Source organism: Paenibacillus turicensis (genome assembly GCF_017873435.1).
In the GTDB taxonomy this organism is placed as follows: domain Bacteria; phylum Bacillota; class Bacilli; order Paenibacillales; family Paenibacillaceae; genus Fontibacillus; species Fontibacillus turicensis.
This window is the reverse complement of sequence record NZ_JAGGKG010000008.1, coordinates 107668-127303: the sequence shown is the minus strand read 5'-3', so window position 1 is coordinate 127303 and position 19636 is coordinate 107668. Positions and strand designations below refer to the sequence as shown.

19 protein-coding genes are annotated in these 19636 nt (G+C 39.2%); 6 read left to right on the top strand and 13 right to left on the bottom strand.

Annotated features, from left to right (window positions below; genetic code table 11):
- Positions 1–18 precede the first annotated feature (18 nt).
- From J2Z32_RS10190 to J2Z32_RS10170, 5 genes are all read right to left on the bottom strand, one after another.
- Positions 19–546 (bottom strand): FHA domain-containing protein, encoded by a 528-nt coding sequence (locus J2Z32_RS10190; protein ID WP_210089053.1) that lies wholly within the window; start codon positions 544–546, stop codon positions 19–21.
- Between the two features lie 50 nt (positions 547–596).
- The gene (locus tag J2Z32_RS10185; RefSeq protein ID WP_342453946.1) at positions 597–1133 is read right to left on the bottom strand and encodes an FHA domain-containing protein; all 537 of its coding nucleotides are present in this window, start codon (positions 1131–1133) and stop codon (positions 597–599) included.
- A gap of 57 nt (positions 1134–1190) precedes the next feature.
- Positions 1191–1616 carry a J domain-containing protein gene (locus J2Z32_RS10180; RefSeq protein WP_210089052.1) on the bottom strand — a complete coding sequence of 142 codons (426 nt, stop codon included), beginning with the start codon at positions 1614–1616 and terminating at the stop codon, positions 1191–1193.
- 98 nt (positions 1617–1714) lie between these two features.
- Positions 1715–2143 (bottom strand): membrane-associated protease 1, encoded by a 429-nt coding sequence (locus tag J2Z32_RS10175; protein ID WP_210089051.1) that lies wholly within the window; start codon positions 2141–2143, stop codon positions 1715–1717.
- A 208-nt stretch (positions 2144–2351) separates the two neighbouring features.
- Positions 2352–4520 (bottom strand): transcriptional regulator, encoded by a 2169-nt coding sequence (locus tag J2Z32_RS10170; RefSeq protein ID WP_210089050.1) that lies wholly within the window; start codon positions 4518–4520, stop codon positions 2352–2354.
- 336 nt (positions 4521–4856) lie between these two features.
- Between J2Z32_RS10170 and J2Z32_RS10165 the strand changes: the two genes are divergently transcribed.
- On the top strand, positions 4857–6944 hold the full coding sequence (locus J2Z32_RS10165; RefSeq protein ID WP_210089049.1) for a VWA domain-containing protein: 2088 nt from the start codon (positions 4857–4859) through the stop codon (positions 6942–6944).
- Here the strand turns inward: J2Z32_RS10165 and J2Z32_RS10160 are convergent.
- The gene (locus tag J2Z32_RS10160) at positions 6916–7851 is read right to left on the bottom strand and encodes a serine/threonine-protein kinase (RefSeq protein ID WP_210089048.1); all 936 of its coding nucleotides are present in this window, start codon (positions 7849–7851) and stop codon (positions 6916–6918) included. The genes J2Z32_RS10165 and J2Z32_RS10160 overlap by 29 nt on opposite strands.
- Before the next feature lie 357 nt (positions 7852–8208).
- Here J2Z32_RS10160 and J2Z32_RS10155 point away from each other — a divergent pair, with 357 nt between their 5' ends.
- Complete coding sequence (locus J2Z32_RS10155) at positions 8209–9045, top strand: transporter substrate-binding domain-containing protein (protein ID WP_210089047.1); 837 nt, start codon at positions 8209–8211, stop codon at positions 9043–9045.
- Positions 9045–9728 carry an amino acid ABC transporter permease gene (locus J2Z32_RS10150; protein WP_210089046.1) on the top strand — a complete coding sequence of 228 codons (684 nt, stop codon included), beginning with the start codon at positions 9045–9047 and terminating at the stop codon, positions 9726–9728. The genes J2Z32_RS10155 and J2Z32_RS10150 overlap by 1 nt, the downstream gene beginning before the upstream one ends.
- Before the next feature lie 129 nt (positions 9729–9857).
- On the opposite strand, the gene J2Z32_RS10145 is transcribed toward J2Z32_RS10150, so the two are convergent.
- The 7 genes from J2Z32_RS10145 to J2Z32_RS10115 all read right to left on the bottom strand — a co-directional run bounded on the left by J2Z32_RS10145 (position 9858) and on the right by J2Z32_RS10115 (position 15665).
- Positions 9858–10550, bottom strand: a complete 693-nt coding sequence (locus J2Z32_RS10145) for an ABC transporter permease (RefSeq protein WP_210089045.1) — start codon at positions 10548–10550, stop codon at positions 9858–9860.
- Positions 10551–10616: 66 nt separating this feature from the next.
- On the bottom strand, positions 10617–11309 hold the full coding sequence (locus J2Z32_RS10140) for an ABC transporter permease (protein ID WP_210089044.1): 693 nt from the start codon (positions 11307–11309) through the stop codon (positions 10617–10619).
- Positions 11302–12225 (bottom strand): ABC transporter ATP-binding protein, encoded by a 924-nt coding sequence (locus J2Z32_RS10135; RefSeq protein ID WP_210089043.1) that lies wholly within the window; start codon positions 12223–12225, stop codon positions 11302–11304. The genes J2Z32_RS10140 and J2Z32_RS10135 overlap by 8 nt, the downstream gene beginning before the upstream one ends.
- Positions 12226–12563: 338 nt before the next feature.
- Positions 12564–13517: a sensor histidine kinase gene (locus tag J2Z32_RS10130; RefSeq protein WP_280921125.1), complete on the bottom strand. Its 954-nt coding sequence runs from the start codon at positions 13515–13517 to the stop codon at positions 12564–12566.
- On the bottom strand, positions 13496–14215 hold the full coding sequence (locus tag J2Z32_RS10125) for a response regulator transcription factor (protein WP_342453945.1): 720 nt from the start codon (positions 14213–14215) through the stop codon (positions 13496–13498). The genes J2Z32_RS10130 and J2Z32_RS10125 overlap by 22 nt, the downstream gene beginning before the upstream one ends.
- Before the next feature lie 29 nt (positions 14216–14244).
- Positions 14245–15303, bottom strand: coding sequence for a hypothetical protein (locus J2Z32_RS10120; protein ID WP_210089042.1), 1059 nt, complete (start codon positions 15301–15303; stop codon positions 14245–14247).
- Positions 15304–15386: 83 nt separating this feature from the next.
- Positions 15387–15665, bottom strand: coding sequence for a hypothetical protein (locus tag J2Z32_RS10115; protein ID WP_210089041.1), 279 nt, complete (start codon positions 15663–15665; stop codon positions 15387–15389).
- A 215-nt stretch (positions 15666–15880) separates the two neighbouring features.
- Here J2Z32_RS10115 and J2Z32_RS10110 point away from each other — a divergent pair, with 215 nt between their 5' ends.
- From J2Z32_RS10110 to J2Z32_RS10100, 3 genes are read left to right on the top strand one after another with little or no spacing between them, the layout of a single operon-like run.
- Positions 15881–17578 (top strand): molecular chaperone HscC, encoded by a 1698-nt coding sequence (locus J2Z32_RS10110; protein WP_210089040.1) that lies wholly within the window; start codon positions 15881–15883, stop codon positions 17576–17578.
- A gap of 3 nt (positions 17579–17581) precedes the next feature.
- Positions 17582–18922, top strand: a complete 1341-nt coding sequence (locus J2Z32_RS10105; RefSeq protein WP_210089039.1) for a J domain-containing protein — start codon at positions 17582–17584, stop codon at positions 18920–18922.
- A gap of 27 nt (positions 18923–18949) precedes the next feature.
- On the top strand, positions 18950–19576 hold the full coding sequence (locus tag J2Z32_RS10100; protein ID WP_210089038.1) for a DUF1266 domain-containing protein: 627 nt from the start codon (positions 18950–18952) through the stop codon (positions 19574–19576).
- Positions 19577–19636: the final 60 nt, after the last annotated feature.

Genomic DNA, 19636 nt, shown 5'->3' with positions numbered 1-19636 from the left:
ATGCTCATCCCCTTCGAATTAACTGCTACCCCATTCAAAATGAGTGCCACACAGTGGAACAAACACGAACTTACTTTTACCTAATTGAATTAAGTCATAGGCATTTAGCTCTGTAGGAGAATAGACCGCTTCATCATTATGATAAGCAAGCCCTGAGGCATCACCAGGTAATAGATAAAAGCTGCGTTTCTTCGGGTCATACACGATGACAGCATGATTGCGCCTTGATACAGTGTTATCGCCAATAATACGGATTTGCATTTCCTCGGCACGACCGATGAAGTTTTTCTCCGCCATAATGCGATAATCTTGGCCATGCTGTGGCCCTTCTACACATACTAACCAACCTGTTACGGGCTGAATGCCTGTGGTTTCACCAAGATAGGGCATCGTGCGATCATCATATTCGGATGCTGCTTGTGCTTGAACACTACGATTTTCACTGCGGGAAGCAGGCTGTTGCGTAGCCGTATTACAATATGGACAAATCGTGCCGTGCTTTCTTGTGCTAAACATGTGCCCATTTGGGCATCGAGTGAGGCTCATTAAATTCATTCCCCCATATGTATAATGCCAGTTTAATTTATTTCAAAATGTTACTTAATCAAGAGTCTTGTATTTGCAATATAAATCATGTCACCTGGTACGATCGGCTCTGGTTCCTCTGCAGCTAGCTTCTTAACATCACTGCGGTCACACTTACGTATCCCTGTTCCCGTCTGTGAATCTACATCCTCGATATACCACAGATTGCCCACACAGTTCATTACCGCGTGCTCTGGACTAACGAGCGAGGCATATTCAGAGTCCGACAAATCTATGTCAACCTCGAAGGTTTGTCTACTTTTCCCAATGAGGACAGAGGTTTCTCCCTTGACGAACCATTCCTTAATCCGTTCACCGTCATCATCTAGCATGACGATTTTAGAGATTGGATCATTGCTTCTGGATATTGCCGTCTTGGTGCCTCCCCTCCAAATTAAAACCCCAGCAATAAGTGTACATATTCCTACAATCGAAATTTGTACAATATAATTTACAGGGCGGAGCAGGGCATACAGCACCATACTGGCCAATATCCCATAGATCAGCAGATCAATGATTAAGATCCACCGAGATTTCTCCGTCTTCACATCACTTACCCCCGTTAATTAAAATCCTGATTGATGATTTCTTTATTTCTTATTTCTTTATTTCTTACGTACCCCAAAAAACTGATTAAAAATATCTGTTGTATCTATCGGGTTCTTCCCTTTAGATTTTGTCTGTTCATCTTGTTGTTGCTTCTTCCCTGCCATGCCAAAAAACTGAGCATATTGCGCTTTGATTCTTTCATCAAACCCACTCAATACATCCTGCTCCGCCTTAGCTTGGGTCTTGAATTGTGGTGATGTATTTGACAAATTGGCTCTGAGCTTTGCATCATATTGCTCTCGCAGTTGATCATCCATTAAGGTCTCATAAGCTTGATGAATTAATTTGAACTTACTTTCTGCTTGCGGATTACCATGGTTCACATCTGGGTGATACTGTTTTGCTAGCTTACGGTAAGCTTGTTTGATCTCACTCTTCGACACATCCTGCTTTAATCCAAGTTGCCCATAATAGTCTGTCATGACATGCGCCTTCTTTCTATTGCTGTAGCGACACTCAGGTCTATCCTATTTATAGACTCCAAGAGGCCGTTTGATAGGCCCCCTGAAGTTGTGTTGCCTTAGTTTGCAGCGTATCCGCCGTTAAGCTTAGCAAGTTCTGTTTTGTCTTTCTTTTGTTTCACATACAATTCAAATGTTCCGATTCCTTCGGTATCACCAAATTGTTCTTTGTAATCTACAACGAACGCATTTGGGAATACAATCTCACGAACCACTTGATCCGCAGCGATCACTTCCAAAGTCAGTTTGCGATAGCAATCTGATTTTTCAGCAGGGACAAGAGACCATAACGCCAATTTCAAGGTATCATCTGCTTTGTCACCATCTGTCGCTGTAATGATTTTGCCAGAAACCTTCAAAGTTGAGCCTACATCTGTAGATCTTGCATTGGAATCATCCGGTGTATCTGTGTCGTAAACGACTCTTTGAATGTTATCCAAGCCTAGTTCAATTGTTTCAGCGCCTTCCACTTTCAATCTGAATCCCATAAGTAAAATTCCTCCTTAAAAAGTTGTTTGCTCAAAAGCTATGATTCATAGCCAATGAATTTATGTAACAAGATAGCTGCTTATTGCATGGTGCAGCTAATCTTCTACATACGATGTATATATTGATTTTCTAGGGGCCAGCCCTCAGCACATGCCCCCAGCTCGTTATCGTTTAGTAACCGTTAAATCATAGTTAAGTCTTATACCTTTACGCCTTTACAGCACTTGTTCCCTTTGTAATCATAACTTCCAAATTTTTCACATTTCCGTTATAGATCAGGTCGATATGACAAAGGTTGTTCTTCTCATCAATCACATAGCTAATGTCATCCCCATCATGTATGATCGAATTGACATATCCCCGCTTAGACAGCCATTTACTCTTCTGACTGCTCGGATTGTTACTGAAGAACTTCACAATATTTTCATGCTTGAAATCTGCTGTTGAGAAACGCAAGATACGTTCGATATATGTACTAACAAGCGTCTTGTAAATGGAATCGAAACCATCCTCCGAAGCAGCCAGGCTTCTTGCCTTGTATACTGTGATACGACGAACATCTTTTTCTTGGAGCTGTGCATTCTCAGATGAAAATACAAATCCAAAGTTTTTACGATTAATCGTGTCTTTGATTGTATTGGTAAAGCCTGTAATCTCCTTCGCCATCGTTGTTGCAGCACGTAGGCTGTTCTCTCCTGCTTCAATATCGAAGCGTACGCCCGGGAATTCCTTACTTGTGCTCTTGAAGTTTTCCTTCAGGTATTCTGGACATTGATACGCAGCAACAATACCAGCTGCAACATAAGAAGCGCCTACATACACGCCTTCAATCCACAATCTCAAGACATCCTCCTTCTCCTTTGAGAGCTGGACTCCGTATTCGGTCTGGATCATTCGGCTATCAATGACAACCCCAGACTTGTCCTTCGGAATGATGGTAAAGTTCGGGATACAAGGGATGCAGTATTCACTATAGTCTTTGCGAATGAGTGGCGCACACTTATCGATGTATTTATCTACACCAGCTGTTGCCATATTGTTAAAGGTCGTTTCCTCGCCTTGCTCAAAGCTAAAGAAGATTTGAATTTTGAAGTCCTTCACCACATCCATTAGCATAGATAAGGAGGCCATGTTATTGCTGTCTTGCTTCACGATCTTTTCATTTCCTTTGAAGCGCTCGCGTGAAACCTTCACCTTGCCTGCAGTCTCCAGCTCTACAGAAGGAACAATACCAAACCAAATTGTATCGTTGAAATCATTTTTCGAGTTTACAGTATTCAAGTAAGTTTCAAGACGAGGAATATTTGAACTTTTCACAGTCATATCTAACTTAGAGTTTGTAACTAGTAGCGTTGGAACCATACCTTTATTTTTAATTGCATATTGGTCAAAGAACATTTTTACGCCTAGAATCTTCTCAACTAAAGGCTTTACTGTCTTCACAAAATCATCTTTAGCGGTTTTATAAAATTCGAGATACGTGTTGTAGTTCGATACCTCAAGCTCTACGTTTACTTCATTGGTTACGGCTGGTAACGGGCTAAATGTACGAACAACAAGGTCCTTCACATACCCTGATGGTGTGGCAGAAATAGAGTTATAATCCTCTTCAAATACAACAGCCAAACCATTTGAGCTATTCTCATCAAGAAGAACAAGCTCTGTGCTATCACTTTTTGGTGCTTCGATAATCTTAAGCTCACCGCTCTCACCAATCGTTAATAGACCAATCTGTACCGCTTCGCCTTCATTTTCCTCATTCATTCCACCAAGCAATAATCTTGTTTTGATATCTTCAATCGCAAGTGGAAGCATTGCCATTACGTTGTTATAGTTATAGCTTGCCTCTTCAAACATGGCATTCAGCTTGTCGCCCATATCCAGCTTCTTCGGATCTTCATCCTCGAGCTTCTCATATTGCCCATACAAGTAGTGAATTTCCTTCCGCACTTGACGAATATCATCCATCACTTTTTTTGGTGAGATCATATCGAGTAAATGCTCGAATTTGAAGTCCACATTGGTACTTCCTTGGCTACGCTTGGTGTCAATCAAGGTAAATAGCATTTTTAAAAAGTCGTTATTCTGGTCAATACGAATACCCGTAATTGCATCTTCGTCAATGCCTTCTGGCTTTTTCAGGGTATAGACTACTTTTTGATTCGCAGCGTTAAAAAACGAATACACGGTTGGGGAAAACTTGTCTAGAAACTCATCAAAACTACGCACAAGTAATTCTTGGTTAATTTCCTTGATCTTATCATCACTCAAACTGTCGATACCTTTGACATCGCCAACAATCGTAATGAGATCCAACTTCTCTGGATTAATTTCCTCGAACAGCATTGTTCGATTGGTCTGACTGATAATGTCCATAGTTTCTCCTCTCAAATCTCTGGATACTTTTGTAAAACTAGCTAATTGCATAATAATTTGGATTTACATAGGATTAATTTCTTAGTGCACCTGAGTCTTAGGGGTAATATTAACTATCAACTGCGTAAATTGTCAATATATTGTATTACTGATAAAAACAAGGTCCGGAGAACTACAAAACTAACATTTGAGTCATATATATCCAATCAAAGTCCTAATTTTTGGATACGTATACAAAATAAAAGATTCAATTCCGATAAACTGATAAATATACATAAAAATTACTCAAACATACATATTTCAACAAATTCTAGTACATAAGGTGGGTATATAAAAATGAGAAAGAAATACTCAATGCTAATAAATGGTAAAATTAGGGCTTTTGCCCTGATTTTAATATCTACTATATTTTCCTCCCTGTTTTTAGGAGCTTCGCACACACATGCAGCACAATCCCAACCCCCAATTCAGGATGCATTTGATGCCGTCTTTGTATTGGATACGAGTTACTCGATGAATCGTGCCGACCCCAATAAAACAGCTAGTGAAGTTATTCATATGTTCATAGACCTTAGTGAAGCAAGCCGGACTAGGGTAGGGTTTGTTGCGTATAATCATAAGATCGTAGCTTCTCATCCACTAACAGATATTTCGATTGCTTCTAAGAAAAGCGCACTGAAGAAGGCGGTCTCCAATTTAAACCGCGGAGGGTATACTGACCTTGGATTAGGACTTAAAACAGGTGGCAATCTACTTGCAAAAAGTAGCTCAGGTAAAAACGAGGGACAACGCCAGCCTTTTATGATTTTACTCTCTGATGGAGAAACAGATTTTGGGCCCTCCTCTCCTAAAAACCGAACTGCAGCCGATTCTGCCAAGGATGTGGAGTCAACCATTGCACAAGCTAAAAAGCTTGGCTACCCCATCTATACAATTGGTTTAAATCATGATGGGACAGTGAATCCAAATGAGCTCAAGCGAATTGCAGAAAAAACGGGGGGCGCATTTTATAACACGAGTAGTGCAGATGATCTACCTGAAATTTTTAATACAATTTTTGCAATGGAGATGCGCTCAGTATTACTTCCAGTTGCAGGCGTAACAGCGACAGGACGATTACAGGAGATTGAGGTCGATATCCCTAACTCCGATATGGAGGAAGCTAATATTATTTTGCTCTCTGATCACGCTATACAAGAATCACAGTTGTTTTATAGCTCTGAAAATATGCGTATGTTTAAATCTAATAGTTACACCTTAATCAAAATATCTCAGCCCAAAAAGGGAAGTGCTAAATTAAAGTTCCATGGTACAAAGGGGGACTTAGTCAAAATTAATCTGTTAGGCAGCTATGTAATGGAAGCTTCGGCAACATTAGGGGATCAGCCCCCCATTAAAGGTAAGCCAACTAAGATTGAGGCATATTTGTCCTCTGGGTCTGGGGAACGTTTAAAGGATGAACCGTTGTATGACAAAGTAAACGCTACTTTATGGGTCACAGAAACAAGCACAAAGCAATCAACTGAGATCCCTATGAAAAATCAAGGAAATGGATTTATAACCGAATATACATTTCCTAACTCTGGTGACTATACATGGCGCATCAGGTTAGAAGGACCTAGCTTTTTCCGTGAAACCGTGTTAGCTCAACAGAAAATCAGTAATTTACCACCACTTATTCACGGTGACCAGCATATCAAGCTATTAAAAGAAGATGGTTTAACTGAAGTTGATTTACTAGACATTATTAACGATCCAAATGGGGATGTGTTAACCTATAACATTCATAATGCAGATGCACTGTCAGGCTTAGGGGTAACACTCAGCACAGGCAATAAGCTAGAGCTATCACCGAACGGAACAGGTAGCAATCTGCTTACGATTACAGCAACTGATACCGAAGGAGCATCAACAACAGTAGAGCTACAGATTGAAGTGAAGTCAAAATATACGGTATTGATGTGGAGTATTGCAGGTGGAGTGGTATTCCTATTCGTCGGAGTAGGATTATATTTTGTTTTCCGTCCAAAACCAGCATTTGAAGGGAAACTGGAAGGTTACTTCCTTGCCACCGCAAGCGGAAGTGACGTACCAGTAAAATCTTGGGTGCTGACGTCTTTCTCTAAGCGTAAAGTTACTTTGCTGGAGTTATTTCAACTGCTTGATGTGCATGAGCCATTGCCCGAAGCTGCACAAATTGTATTTGTACCTGGTAAAAAGGGCGTATTGCTCGTTAAAAATACATCTCGTTGCTCCATGGTGCGTAACCGAACTCCTCTCGCTCAAAATAAACAAGAAATCCTGAAATATAATGACAAGCTGTACATTACATTTCAGGATGGAATTACTGAAATCGAGTTAAGATACAAAGTCATTAAAACAAACACAAATATTTTTACCCACTCTGACGCCGTGAACGAATAGAAAAACTAGTAAAAAACTCTAATCGAATCGCATGTTTGAACCATATTAATGAAGATAGTCGTTTCTGCGGGGATACCACAAGTCCCCGAGAAACAGCTTTAGATAGCACCTTCCATGAACAACGATGATTTGAGGGTAAAGAGATATGCTCATCATCAAATAATCGTTGTCTTACATCTTTTGGGGCTTGTCCCTGACAGCAATAATAAATAACTGCCGCTAGGCTGTACACATCCGATACGGGACCTTGTTCTGATTTTTCAGAATATAACTCCAGTGGAGAATATCCAGCCGTTGTCATAATGGGATAACCCGTCCCGGGGTAACGTACAGCAGAGCCAAAATCGATTAACTTTAGCTCACCTTGTTCATTAATTAAAATATTTTGTGGTTTTAAATCACGATGGATCACACCTCTCGCATGTATATACTCTAACGCTTGGATGAATGGTAGTAAGCTATGATAGAAAAAAGAAGGAGTAATTATGGTGCCTTCTGCCTGAATATATTGATCCAATGTAATTCCTTCACAAAATTCCATCACGAGATACACGGTATCATTTTGCTCAAACTGATCCACATAACCAGCTACCCCTTGATGCTGACACAACTTCAATAATTCACATTCCTCTAAAAAAGCTTGCCGCAGCATTTCATATTTTTCTGGAGCGTACCTAGCACGATGCTTAGCCTTAGAAGCATTTTTATCCCGATAAAAAAAAGCTTTAGGGAAAAATTCCTTAATAATATATTTCTTCCCCTGCTTATCATCCCTAGCACTATACACGATAGCAAGCTCACTCTCGGAAATAACGTGACGGATACGGTATAATGTAGTTTGCTTATTAGCTTGATTTCCTAATTTTGTATTACGACTTAATGCTGAACTCCCAATCTTAATATTCAACTTAATCCTCCATAAGATGTGATCTAATAGGTTATTAAAATATGTATCGTATATACGTTACTTACTATTAATATCGTATTAGCCCCAATAAAATTTCACATAAAAATAAAAATCTTACATAAAAGCAAAACCTCTACCGATTAACGGTTTATTTATCTAAAAAATAAATTATTCAACTTTTTTATATGATACAGTTTATTTTTTCAACAAAACTGTTATACTCATATTAGCATCAAGCCAATTCACCATTGGTATGTCACCCAAAAAATAGAGTTAATATTTTTATATAACAGTTTATTAAAATTATTTGTATTTACTAGATTATTACAAATCATAAGAATGGGTAAGGTGAGAATAATGAAAAAGTGGACAAAACTATTAACAATCGGAGTGTTAGGGGCGATCTTGCTTAGTGGCTGTAACAGTAATGACAGCTCAGACAAAAGCTTAAGTAAAGTAGAACAGGAGAAGACTTTAACTGTAGCGACTTCTGGAACCTTGTATCCTTCTTCTTATTACAACGATAAAAATGAACTAGTTGGTTATGACGTAGATATAGCCAAAGAGGTTGCTAATCGTTTAGGTGTTAAGATTCAATTTAAAGAATACAATGTGGATGGACAAATTGCTTCCTTGACCAAAGGCGAAGCCGATTTTGCAGCCAATGATTTTGGGATGAACGCAGATCGTGAGAAGAAATTCAGCTTATCCAGTCCCATTAAATATTCCTTTGATAGCATGATCGTACGCAAGAATGATAATTCAGGTATTGCTTCCTTAGAAGATTTAGCTGGGAAAAAGGCAGCGGGTGAGCCAAACACAAGTTATATGCGATTGGCTGAGCAATACGGTGCAACACCTGTGACCTACGATAATGCAACAAATGATCAGTATTTGACAGATGTCGCTAACGGGCGTACAGATGTGATCCTTAATGATTATTATTTACAGAAGATGGCATTAGCAGCACTACCTAATGTCCCTGTAAAAATTTTAGAGGACGTATACTTTAATCCAAATGAAACCGGATTTTTATTTCTGAAAGAGCATATTGCACTTCGTGAGAAGATTAATACAATACTTGAGGATATGCATAAAGACGGCACGTTCAAAAAAATCTCGGAGCAATATTTCCAAACTGATATTTCTGTGAAATCAGATAAACCCGTTCAAATGGTTGAAACGAAAAACTAATGTATATCCCAACACTTGACTTCGACCTAATGAGAGAATCGATTCCTTTTTTACTTTCGGGTTTAGGGTATACATTAGGGATTGCAGTTAGCGCCTTTTTGGCAGGAAATGTTGTGGGCATCTTGCTTGTATTTTTGGGGATGCTCCCTAGCAGATTGGTGAAAGCAGTCGTTGCTCTTTATCTGTCGTTCTTTCGGGGAGTACCGGCACTAGTGCTGCTATTTTTGTTGTACTTTGGGTTGCCCTATCAACTACCTGCATTAACTGCCGCTATTATTTGCTTTACACTAACGAGTAGCGCTTTTATTGGTGAAATCTATCGCGGATCGATTGCAGGTGTAGAGCGTGGACAATGGGACGCTGCTTATGCGCTAGGCTTTAGTTTTACGAAAACATTACGCTTGATCATTTTGCCACAAGCCTTTCGTATCTCCATTCCTGCATTAAGCAATGTTGCCATGGATCTGCTCAAAGGAACATCATTAGTCGCGATGATTTCAATCCCAGATGTGTTTCTTAAAGCAAAGATTGTTGGGGGTAGAACGTTTGATTACATGTCGATGTATGTGCTGGTAGCCATCATTTATTGGTTACTATGTATCGGCATAGGGGTATTACAAAAGTATCTTGAACGCCGCTATGCTCGCCAATTTGAAATAGATCGGCATAAATTAAAAAGCTAAACTTAATTAAAACAACCAAGCGAAGGAGTAGAGAGATGGTGGAAAAGCGAGAGCGACCGCCTTTAAGGTCATAATTTCATCATTACAACACTTTTATCTAAGAAATTGGGACCACTTCCCTCTATTCAATTACACCACATCCTTCTGCTCAATACGATGAATTACGCTATACGCAATAAGTAAACCAACCATTGAAACAAGGGTAGGGATGATAACAATACTACTCAATGTAAAACTCGAACCTGAAACGGACACATTAGAGTACAGCAGGAGTGAAATAATTATAGAAGATACAATCGTTGTACTGACGGAATGTTTTCTCATACCAAAATAGAGTGGAATCAGACTAACACAACTCATCAAAAATGAATTAACAATCAGTTCCACTCCATTTCTCCATATAAAAATACTTGTCAGCTCTTGTTCAAAAAAGTGTGCATACTGATTAAAGAAATACACCCCGGAGAAAATTAAGAGTTTGCTAATAATACCAAAGATAAACGTAAAGGCAGAAATAATAATAAGCTTTGAAATCAGGAATTTTTTCCGCGGGATCGGGTACATAAATAACACCATAATCGTTTTGTCTTTGTATTCATTAATAATATATTTAGTAATTAAGGTTGCTGCAAAGATGATAAATGTACATGAGACTGTAATATTAATAAACCCTATTACATCCTCATAGTTTTTCATAACGGATTCTTCATCGTAATTTATGAGAATAATGAACGCCATCCAAATTAAGGTCGTGATGAATCCACCAATCACACTCCCTCGCATCTTGTATTTCTTCATTTCCAATTTCATAATATTAAGCATGTGGTTGTCCTCCATTCCATATTCCTTAGACAGCATTGTGCTACATAGCCACTTAACTCACCTCAATTACACCAGGTCCTTCTGATCAATCCGATAGATTGCGCTATAAGCAATAAGTAACCCAATAATAGAAACAAGGAAATGAACCATAACAATGTTACTCAACGCAAAATTCGAATCCGAAAAGGACACATTGGAATACAATACGCTTGCAACCAATATAGACGATAAGATTGTGGTAATAATCGAATGTTTTCGCATGCCAAAATAGAGTGGAATAAGACTGACACAGCTCATTAATAAAGTGTCTAGAAGTATCTTCACCCCATATCCCCATAGCAAGGCGCTTGTCATCTCATGTTCAAATAAATGCGCATATTGATTAAATAAATAGAATGCTGTATAAATGATAAGTTTACTAATAACGCCAAAAATAAATGTAAAGGCTAAAATAATTAGTAGCTTGGCAATTATAATTTTTTTGCGTGGGATTGGATAAGTAAATAATATCGTAATCGTTTTATCCTTGTATTCACTAATAATATATTTAGCAATTAATGATGCCGCAAAGATGATAAATATACATGAAACGATATTATTGATTAGGCGCATCGTCTCATCATAGCTCCCCATTCTCGCTTCTACATCAAAATTCAAGAGAATAATGATTGCCATTGAGATAAAGGTTATGATAAATGCACTAATCACACTTCCTCGCATTTTGTATTTCTTCATTTCCAATTTCATAATATTAAGCATGTGGTTGTCCTCCATTTAACAAGGATAAGAAGTAATCCTCTAAAGAACTATTTTTACTATAAATTGATTCAATTTCTACATCATGCATGACAAGTATTTTATTTAGTTCATTTTGTGGAATACGAGTTTCGTATACACGTAATATATGTTCATTTATGACCTTAAAATTTGAAAGGTTCAACTGATTAGACAATACAAATGCTGCAGCCTTGCTATCTCGAACGGTAATTTCAATATAGTCCATATTTTTCTCTTTGACCTCTTCCATGGATACCTCCTGGATCAGCTTCCCATGATTGATGACACCAATCGTATCCACCATTTGCTCCACTTCCCCTAACATATGACTAGATACTAACAAGGTAATCCCGTATTCCTTGGATAACATTTTGAACAAATCACGAATTTCTTTAATTCCTACAGGGTCTAATCCATTAATAGGTTCATCCAATATTAAAATTTCGGGTTTTGTGATGATGGCTCTAGCTATGCCAAGTCTCTGCTTCATTCCTAATGAAAACTCACGAACGGATTGATCCCCAATATGCTGAAGGTTTACGAGCTCCAACGCATCTTGCATCGCTTTCTTGTTATGGTAGCCCATATACTTACAATGAAGGTCTAGATTTTCCCTAGCACTTAGCTTGTCATAAAAAACAGGGACTTCAATAATACTACCCATTCGCCCTAACTGAAGATAGGACTTCGGTGTAAGCTTCTGTCCAAACAGTTCAATCTCGCCGGTTGTTGGTTTGATCAAGCTTGTTATCATTTTCATCACCGTTGTTTTACCCGCTCCATTAGGTCCAAGAAAACCATAAATCTCACCTTGCTTCACATTCATATTTACATTGGAAACAACCTCTTTATTATTAAATACCTTCGTCAACTGAATCGTTCTAATCATGTAACTCATAGGCTCTCGCTCTCTCCTTCACTTCTAAGCTCTTATGTTATCTATTGTAAAAGACAATCCATTCTTAATTATTAATCAATTCTTACTTAATTCTTAAGTTGGGTTGTGGGAGGCTACGTAGCAGAGAGTGGTTTCAACCGCTGTTAAAGTCCCACCTTCTTCTATAACTTGTCTTGAAATGATAAAAGTGGGACTTTAAAGGCGGTCGCTATCGCTTTTCCACCATCTCTCTGCTCCTCCGCTTAGGTTGCCTATTGTCAAGTTCTGATTTTTAAGGTGAGTCGATATTGAGTGTAAAAAAATAGCTCACGACAAGGTAATTTCTTACCTGCCATAAGCTAATAATTTAATCGCTTCAACTTAACAGTAAACACGGTTTTATCGTAAGGTCTACTATATAACGTAATTTCGCCACCCATATTTTGTACAAGGCGTTTTGTGATGGTAAGCCCCAGTCCACTACCTTGGTACGATTTATTACGCGAATCCTCTAGCGTGTACATCCGTTCAAAAACACGACTATGATGGGCTTCATCAATGCCTTTTCCTCGATCCCACACGTCAATAGCTAACCATTGTTCATCTTGTCTGAGCCTAATCCCCAGCATTTTGCCCTCACTACCATAACGTATCGCATTGGAAATTAAATTGTCGAGGATGCGATCTATTGCACCTTCATTCGCATGGGCATATAACGGCTCCTGTGGAATCTCAATCTCCGCCTTAATGCCTTGACTTGTCATTACATCGTAGAAATGAAGAATACTACGACGACAAAGCTCATTGAGATGCACTTTAGTCAACGGTAACGGTTGATCCCCTGACTCTAGCTTAGCTAAGTCAAAAAACTGCTGAATCATATCCATAAGCTCATTTGCTTTCGATTGCACTTTTTGCAATGAAGCGGCTCGCTCTTCTGTAGACATCTCGGTATCCAGATTCATACGTTCAATATAGCCTAATACGACGGTCAGCGGGGTTTTTAAATCATGGGAGATGTTAGATAACATTCTGCGAATGGATTGCTCCGTTCTTTTATGATCCGCTAAAATACGTTGATTGTGCTCTAACACAGCATTAATATCTGAGAGCAATGTGGTCAACTGCTTGTCCGTTGTATAAAGCAGTAGCTTTTCCTGAGGACTATCAGAAATGATAAAGGCAAGCTTATGATGTATCTGCTCAAGCTGCCCATTACGTCTTCGATTAAATTGATATTGCTGGTAAAGTAAAATCAACAACAGGACAATAATGCTACCCAAAAGGAGGATTAACATGATTGTCCATCCCATTTGTAGCCGATCCCCCATAATGTCTTGAGGTGCTTAGGCTCTGATGGATTCTCTTCGATCTTGCTCCGTAAACGCCGAATATGTACATTAATGACATTCTCGTCGCCCATATAATCCTCTTGCCAAATAAATTCATAGATTTGCGCTTTTGTAAAAACACGATTAGGATTTTTCAGAAAAAGCTTGAGAATGTCTGCCTCTTTAGAAGTGAGCTTTATTTCATCATCACCTTTTTTAACTGAATAAAGATCTAAATCAACGATAGCATGGCCTAAATCAAGCACTTGGCTAGCCATGACCTCTGGTTCATTTGGCATGTCATGCTTCGCATATAAGGTAGCTCGACGAATAGCCGCTTTAATCCTTGCTGTAATCTCAATGAGTGAAAAGGGCTTGGCAATATAATCGTCTGCACCAAAGCCAAGTCCAATCGCCTTATCAATATCATTATCCTTAGCGGACATTATAAGAATGGGGATGGGACTGCTTTCTCTAATGATTTTGATCATTTCAATCCCATCCAGCTTCGGCATCATGATGTCGACAATGAGTAAATCAAACTTTTTATTTTGGAATTGGATGATCCCCTCTTCCCCATTACCAGCGGTAGTTACAGCATATCCCTCTTTGATTAAATAGCCTGTCAGCATATCTACAATTGAGCTATCATCATCAACAAGCAGTATATTATGTGCCACTTGGCTTCACCTCACAGCAAGATTATTGCTTACTTATTATTAAAAAGTGAATTTCGAACTTTCCCTGTGGCTCTATCCACTTCAAGCCAATCACCGGTAGCTAAATGCTCATTTCCCTTACTATTTGCAGCCACCTCATAAATATGGATCATCACTTTATTTTCATCCCAATGATCCACCTCTTGAATAAATGTCGATCCGATCCTTTTTTTATCAAGCAAATTAGTTTGTAGCACCGTTTTGCCCTCTACCCCAGTCACAATATAAAAGGCTTGCTCTGCACTAAGTTTGAAGTTGTCATCATCACGTATTGCTGTATTTCCCTCATCAATTAGCCCCATTTTCAACTTAACCCATCGATCTGCATAAGGCTTACAAAGCACCTCATAGATGACATCATCAGTTGCACCCTGCTCTCGTAGTATAGAACTAAGCTGTGAATAATTATAGCGATCTGGCTCGCCAACGAAGTTCACCTTGCCTTGTGCGGGGTCATAGATTGCAACATACTCCTGCATCATTCCTTCAGGAAGTGACATGTCATAGGCCTGAACATACACAATTTTATTAGCATGATCACCCATATTATAAATATATATATCACTTCGCCCTTGGCGATATCTTTCTGGAAGTTTTACAGCATCATAAATCGAATTTAAAAAGGGAACTTGATCTTCTATCGTGTTTTGCAAGTAGTAAGTGCCTTTAGGCTCGGCATTTAGCCCACCATATTTTATAGAGTCGTCATACTCAATACGTAAGCCATCTGAGGTAAAGATCAGTTCTACCCCAGCATACTCTTCATCCTTTAATACAAAACGCTCCCCATTCCATGAAAAGTCAGACGTAATCTCTCCTGTATGATGAGCGTATCCTGATGCCATGGAGGCATCAATATGGTACAAATTATCACCTAGCTTAGATACGATAGCACTCCCATTACTCACAGCCGTATAATCTGGTTTAGCATATGTCCCTTCCACTACAGTAGGTATTAATTTTTTCTTACTATTGATATTTTGTTCTGCTTTACTTGCTGATTCAGACGTAGCCTGAACCACTGTATTGACTGAGCGGTTCTGCGCCATTGAGGTCGCAGCTTCCCCCTGCACTGAACATCCTGATACCATTAAGGCAACAACGATACCTATACAATAGAGGGATCTCATCATTAATCGTCGTAACCTGCTAAACCTTTGTCCATCAAGTAATCCATTTCTGCTTCTAAAATTTCTTCAACCAATAGCTCTGTTAATTTCACATCACGGCGTCCAAGTACATAATCAACGACATCATCAAAATCAACGTCTACTTCCTTCGCTCCACCCTTATGGGCATTATCGAGATAAGCTGCCTCATGCTTCAATACAAGTCGTACTTGATCAGGTGTAGCTTCTGTTTCCTCGACTATATATGCTACTAATTCCTTTTCATTTAACGGCGAACTCATTTAAAAAATCAACTCCAATAGTTATTTATTTGGGTAAGTAATCTGTGTAGTAGTATATCATGTCGCTTTAGGTAAACGTAGTATTGTTATGTCTAAGGCAATCAAAAAGTCTGATTTTGGGTTTTCCTCCTGCTTTTTGGGTCTTTGATCTCATTTTTATTCCTTTATTTTCCGAAATACATACTAAGACTATGTAATGTGAGGTAGGTAATACTATGGCAAAAATCGGTATTGATTTAGGTACATCCAACAGCTTAGCTGCTTATTGGACAGAGGAAGGGCCTGCGTTGATTCCTAATGCCTTTGGACATTTTTTAACCCCTTCGATCGTCAGTGTTGATGAAAATAATGAAATTTTAGTAGGACAGATAGCGAAGGAACGCTTGATCACACATCCCTCTCTCACTGTCTCTACCTTTAAACGTTATATGGGGACGGACAAAATGTATCAGCTTGGCAATTTAACATTATCTCCAGAGGACTTATCTTCTTTTATTTTGCGCTCGTTAAAATCAGATGCGGAAACTTTTCTAGGTGAGGCCATTGATGAAGCGGTCATAAGTGTACCCGCTTATTTTAATGATGCCCAACGTAAAGCGACGAAACGCGCCGCAAATCTAGCAGGATTACATGTGGAACGGCTTATTAGCGAACCCACTGCTGCCGCCGTTTCCTATGGTCTTCATTTGCAGGACGCGGATACGAAGTTTCTTGTGTTTGACCTTGGTGGCGGAACCTTTGACGTATCAGTGTTAGATTACTTCGAGGGCGTTATGCAGGTACAAGCGATTGCGGGTGATAACTATCTTGGTGGTGAAGACTTTACGAATGTGTTGATGTCTCATTTTGTGGAATTCCATAAGCTGAATTTTGATGAAATGCCACATAAAACACAATCTGCGCTTCAAAAGCAAGCTGAATTATGCAAGCTAAGCTTATCCCAAAATGTAACGGGGCAAATGGAATTAAACTACGAGGAGCAAAGCTATACGCTAAGCGTTACAAAGGAGCAATTTGATCAAATATGTAGTTCGCTATTGCTTCGCCTTCGTAATCCCGTGGAGCGTGCCCTAAGAGATGCTTCCTTAATGCCATCTGACATTGATGGAATTATTTTGATTGGTGGCGCAACACGTATGTCCGTCATCAAAACAATTGTGAGTAAAATTTTTGGGCGTCTCCCTAATTTTGATATCAATCCAGATGAAGCCGTTGCATTAGGTGCTGCGATTCAGGTTGCGCTAAAGGAACGTAACGTTAGCTTAAAGGAAATGATTTTAACAGATGTATGTCCATATACACTGGGAACTGATGTGATAAGAAGAAGCAATAATGGATCTGTTGATAGCGGTTATTTCTTACCTATCATTGAGCGCAACACACCTATCCCTGTTAGTCGGGTAGAACGATTATATACTGCCCATGATCAACAAAGCATCATTTCAGTAGAGGTGTATCAAGGTGAAAGTCGGCTCGTCAAAAACAATGTAAAAATTGGTGAGCTTGAGGTTGCAGTCCCTAAAGCTGAGCGTGGCGAGCAATCGATTGATGTGAGATACACTTACGATATCAACGGCGTATTAGAGGTTGAAGTGACTGTGGTAAAAACACAAGAGCGGAAAACGATCGTCATTGAGCAAAATCCAGGGCAATCTACACCTGAAGCCATCCAGGCAAGGTTAAAGGAGCTGGCACATTTAAAAATCCATCCTCGTGACCGCAGTGAAAACCGTCTATTGTTAGCAAGATGTGAACGACTATATGAGGAATACATTGGACAAGAGCGCGAATATATCGCTCAGCTAACTTATGAATTTGAACGTGTACTCGCTACGCAGGATGATACACTGATTCGCAGTGAAGCGGCAGTATTGAAGCAAAACTTAGACAACTTGGAAAGGTGGAAAATCTAGTCGATGTCACCTTGGAAACGACTTCAGCTTGAACCGACCCACGATGCCAAGGCGATTCGGCGTGCATATGCCCAGCAGCTAAAGCGGTATCATCCAGAAGAAGATCCTGAGGGCTACCAGCAATTACGCCAAGCCTATGAGCAAATTATGACGGAGATTAAGACACAAGCGGTATATTCGCCTCCTTTTTCTGAGCCTCAGGAAGAGGAGGACCTTCAGGATACGGATATTCTGAATAATGCTAAGGGTATAGATGATCGGGATAGTTTTGATCGAGATGAACAAGAGGAAGACCCGATCACAACGCCACCTCGCCTGTGGCTACAGGATGATGGGCATGAACCTCCGCAGTACAGCAATCAAGAGAACGAAGCTGTAGCTTCACCATTAATAACGTCGTCAGGGCGAGCTGACCTCCTCCTATCTAACTTTAAAAAGCAGCTTGTTGAGCTTTATAACGATTTTCCATCCCGTCTTCAGCTTGAAAAATGGCGTACGCTCTTTGATAGCGATATATGCTGGGATTTACAGCATCGCACAGCGCTTATCATAAACCTAATTGAAGTGTTGGATCAACATCGCTATTTACCCCAGCAGGTATGGCACACTATTGAAGAGTTATTTGAGTTCAAGGCGTTTTGGAGTGAGGAACGCAAGCATGGCGCTTATATCCATGAGCATTTCCCTGAATTTCAGGACTATTACTTGTCACAGCTTAACGAACCTGCCTTAAGCTACGATGGCTTATTAACTCTTAACGGACAGCAAGGTGCAGACTTTGTACAATTAAGGGATCAAGGTTATCGAGCGCTACAAAAACAATCATTAATAGAAGCGCGTTATTTTTTGAAGCAAGCCTATGCTATTTATGATCAGGATCAAGACGTTATTCGCTTATTACTAGAATGTGAGCTTCAGTATAAACATAGTGAGCAGGCTCTTGCCTTAGCAGAAAAGCTAATCGAGATTTCCCCCAAGCAAATAGACGGATATATGTATAAGGCGAACCTACTTTTTAGCAATAACAACTACACAGAAGCCGCAGGCGTATATCTCCATATCAAAATGTATTGGCCTCAAAATATGGATGCGAAAATAAAACTAGCAGAATGCTTTATTTATATGAAGCAAGAGAAGTTAGCACGAAAGCAGCTTCTTGCACTTCAACGAGCCATGCCAGATGCTCCAAATGGACATTTGTTTAAAATCAATGAGCTATTATTCCAGTTTGAGCTAATCAAAGAACATAAAACAGTACAGTTTTATAGAAACTATGATCGATTTATGCAATTTGTAGCCATTGTGATGTTGATCGTGTTCTTGTATATATTTTTTAGTAAATAAATAATCACTATATAAAGAGGGGCATGTATGACAATCGAGCAATATGATACCGAGCATTTCATCCAATATTTATCTGATATTTGGTATTTAGCTGAAGGGGTATATCGTGATGGTATGCGTCGGTGGGACGAATTAGAGCTATTTGATAGGGAAACTCTATTGAACTGGCTATATAAATGGGATATTGAGGATTTCTCCTCCTTTTCCCTCCAATCCTCTTGGCTATTAGACCAAGGTTATCGAGCAGAATATGAGCAATACTCGGCCAAGCTTGTTACCTTTCCTTATGCACAACGAATTAGTTATATAGAAAAGGCTGATCTTGGAGAACAGGAGCAGGAGAAGCTACGAATTATTTTGCAATATCAAAATATATTAAGTAGCTCAGGTATTTTAGCCTATGATTACATCACGTATATTGGACTTCAGTATTTTGGAAATATATTAGGTTTCTTATCAAAGAGTGAGTTTCAGTCCAACGTGATTGCTGCGGCTAAGACCTTACAAAGTAAATATACAAACTGGGGTGACTGCATGATCGCTTGTATCGCAGGTGCTTTATTTCAAGGCTCAGCAGATTATTATCCCAATTATCAAATAAGTAAAAAGGAATATATGGAGGTTTTACACACTCTACACGATCTACATGAGTAATACCAAAGATAGGAAATGTTGACGAATGTAATTATGATCCATAATATAGTATTATAAGTT

Excerpts from the sequence above, each read along its gene's own strand:
- J2Z32_RS10190 (WP_210089053.1), bottom strand. The coding sequence starts at position 546 with ATGAGCCTCACTCGATGCCCAAATGGGCACATGTTTAGCACAAGAAAG.
- J2Z32_RS10180 (WP_210089052.1), bottom strand. The coding sequence starts at position 1,616 with ATGACAGACTATTATGGGCAACTTGGATTAAAGCAGGATGTGTCGAAG.
- J2Z32_RS10175 (WP_210089051.1), bottom strand. The coding sequence starts at position 2,143 with ATGGGATTCAGATTGAAAGTGGAAGGCGCTGAAACAATTGAACTAGGC.
- J2Z32_RS10170 (WP_210089050.1), bottom strand. The coding sequence starts at position 4,520 with ATGGACATTATCAGTCAGACCAATCGAACAATGCTGTTCGAGGAAATT.
- J2Z32_RS10165 (WP_210089049.1), top strand. The coding sequence starts at position 4,857 with ATGAGAAAGAAATACTCAATGCTAATAAATGGTAAAATTAGGGCTTTT.
- J2Z32_RS10155 (WP_210089047.1), top strand. The coding sequence starts at position 8,209 with ATGAAAAAGTGGACAAAACTATTAACAATCGGAGTGTTAGGGGCGATC.
- J2Z32_RS10150 (WP_210089046.1), top strand. The coding sequence starts at position 9,045 with ATGTATATCCCAACACTTGACTTCGACCTAATGAGAGAATCGATTCCT.
- J2Z32_RS10145 (WP_210089045.1), bottom strand. The coding sequence starts at position 10,550 with ATGCTTAATATTATGAAATTGGAAATGAAGAAATACAAGATGCGAGGG.
- J2Z32_RS10140 (WP_210089044.1), bottom strand. The coding sequence starts at position 11,309 with ATGCTTAATATTATGAAATTGGAAATGAAGAAATACAAAATGCGAGGA.
- J2Z32_RS10135 (WP_210089043.1), bottom strand. The coding sequence starts at position 12,225 with ATGAGTTACATGATTAGAACGATTCAGTTGACGAAGGTATTTAATAAT.
- J2Z32_RS10130 (WP_280921125.1), bottom strand. The coding sequence starts at position 13,517 with ATGGGATGGACAATCATGTTAATCCTCCTTTTGGGTAGCATTATTGTC.
- J2Z32_RS10120 (WP_210089042.1), bottom strand. The coding sequence starts at position 15,303 with ATGGCGCAGAACCGCTCAGTCAATACAGTGGTTCAGGCTACGTCTGAA.
- J2Z32_RS10115 (WP_210089041.1), bottom strand. The coding sequence starts at position 15,665 with ATGAGTTCGCCGTTAAATGAAAAGGAATTAGTAGCATATATAGTCGAG.
- J2Z32_RS10110 (WP_210089040.1), top strand. The coding sequence starts at position 15,881 with ATGGCAAAAATCGGTATTGATTTAGGTACATCCAACAGCTTAGCTGCT.
- J2Z32_RS10105 (WP_210089039.1), top strand. The coding sequence starts at position 17,582 with ATGTCACCTTGGAAACGACTTCAGCTTGAACCGACCCACGATGCCAAG.
- J2Z32_RS10100 (WP_210089038.1), top strand. The coding sequence starts at position 18,950 with ATGACAATCGAGCAATATGATACCGAGCATTTCATCCAATATTTATCT.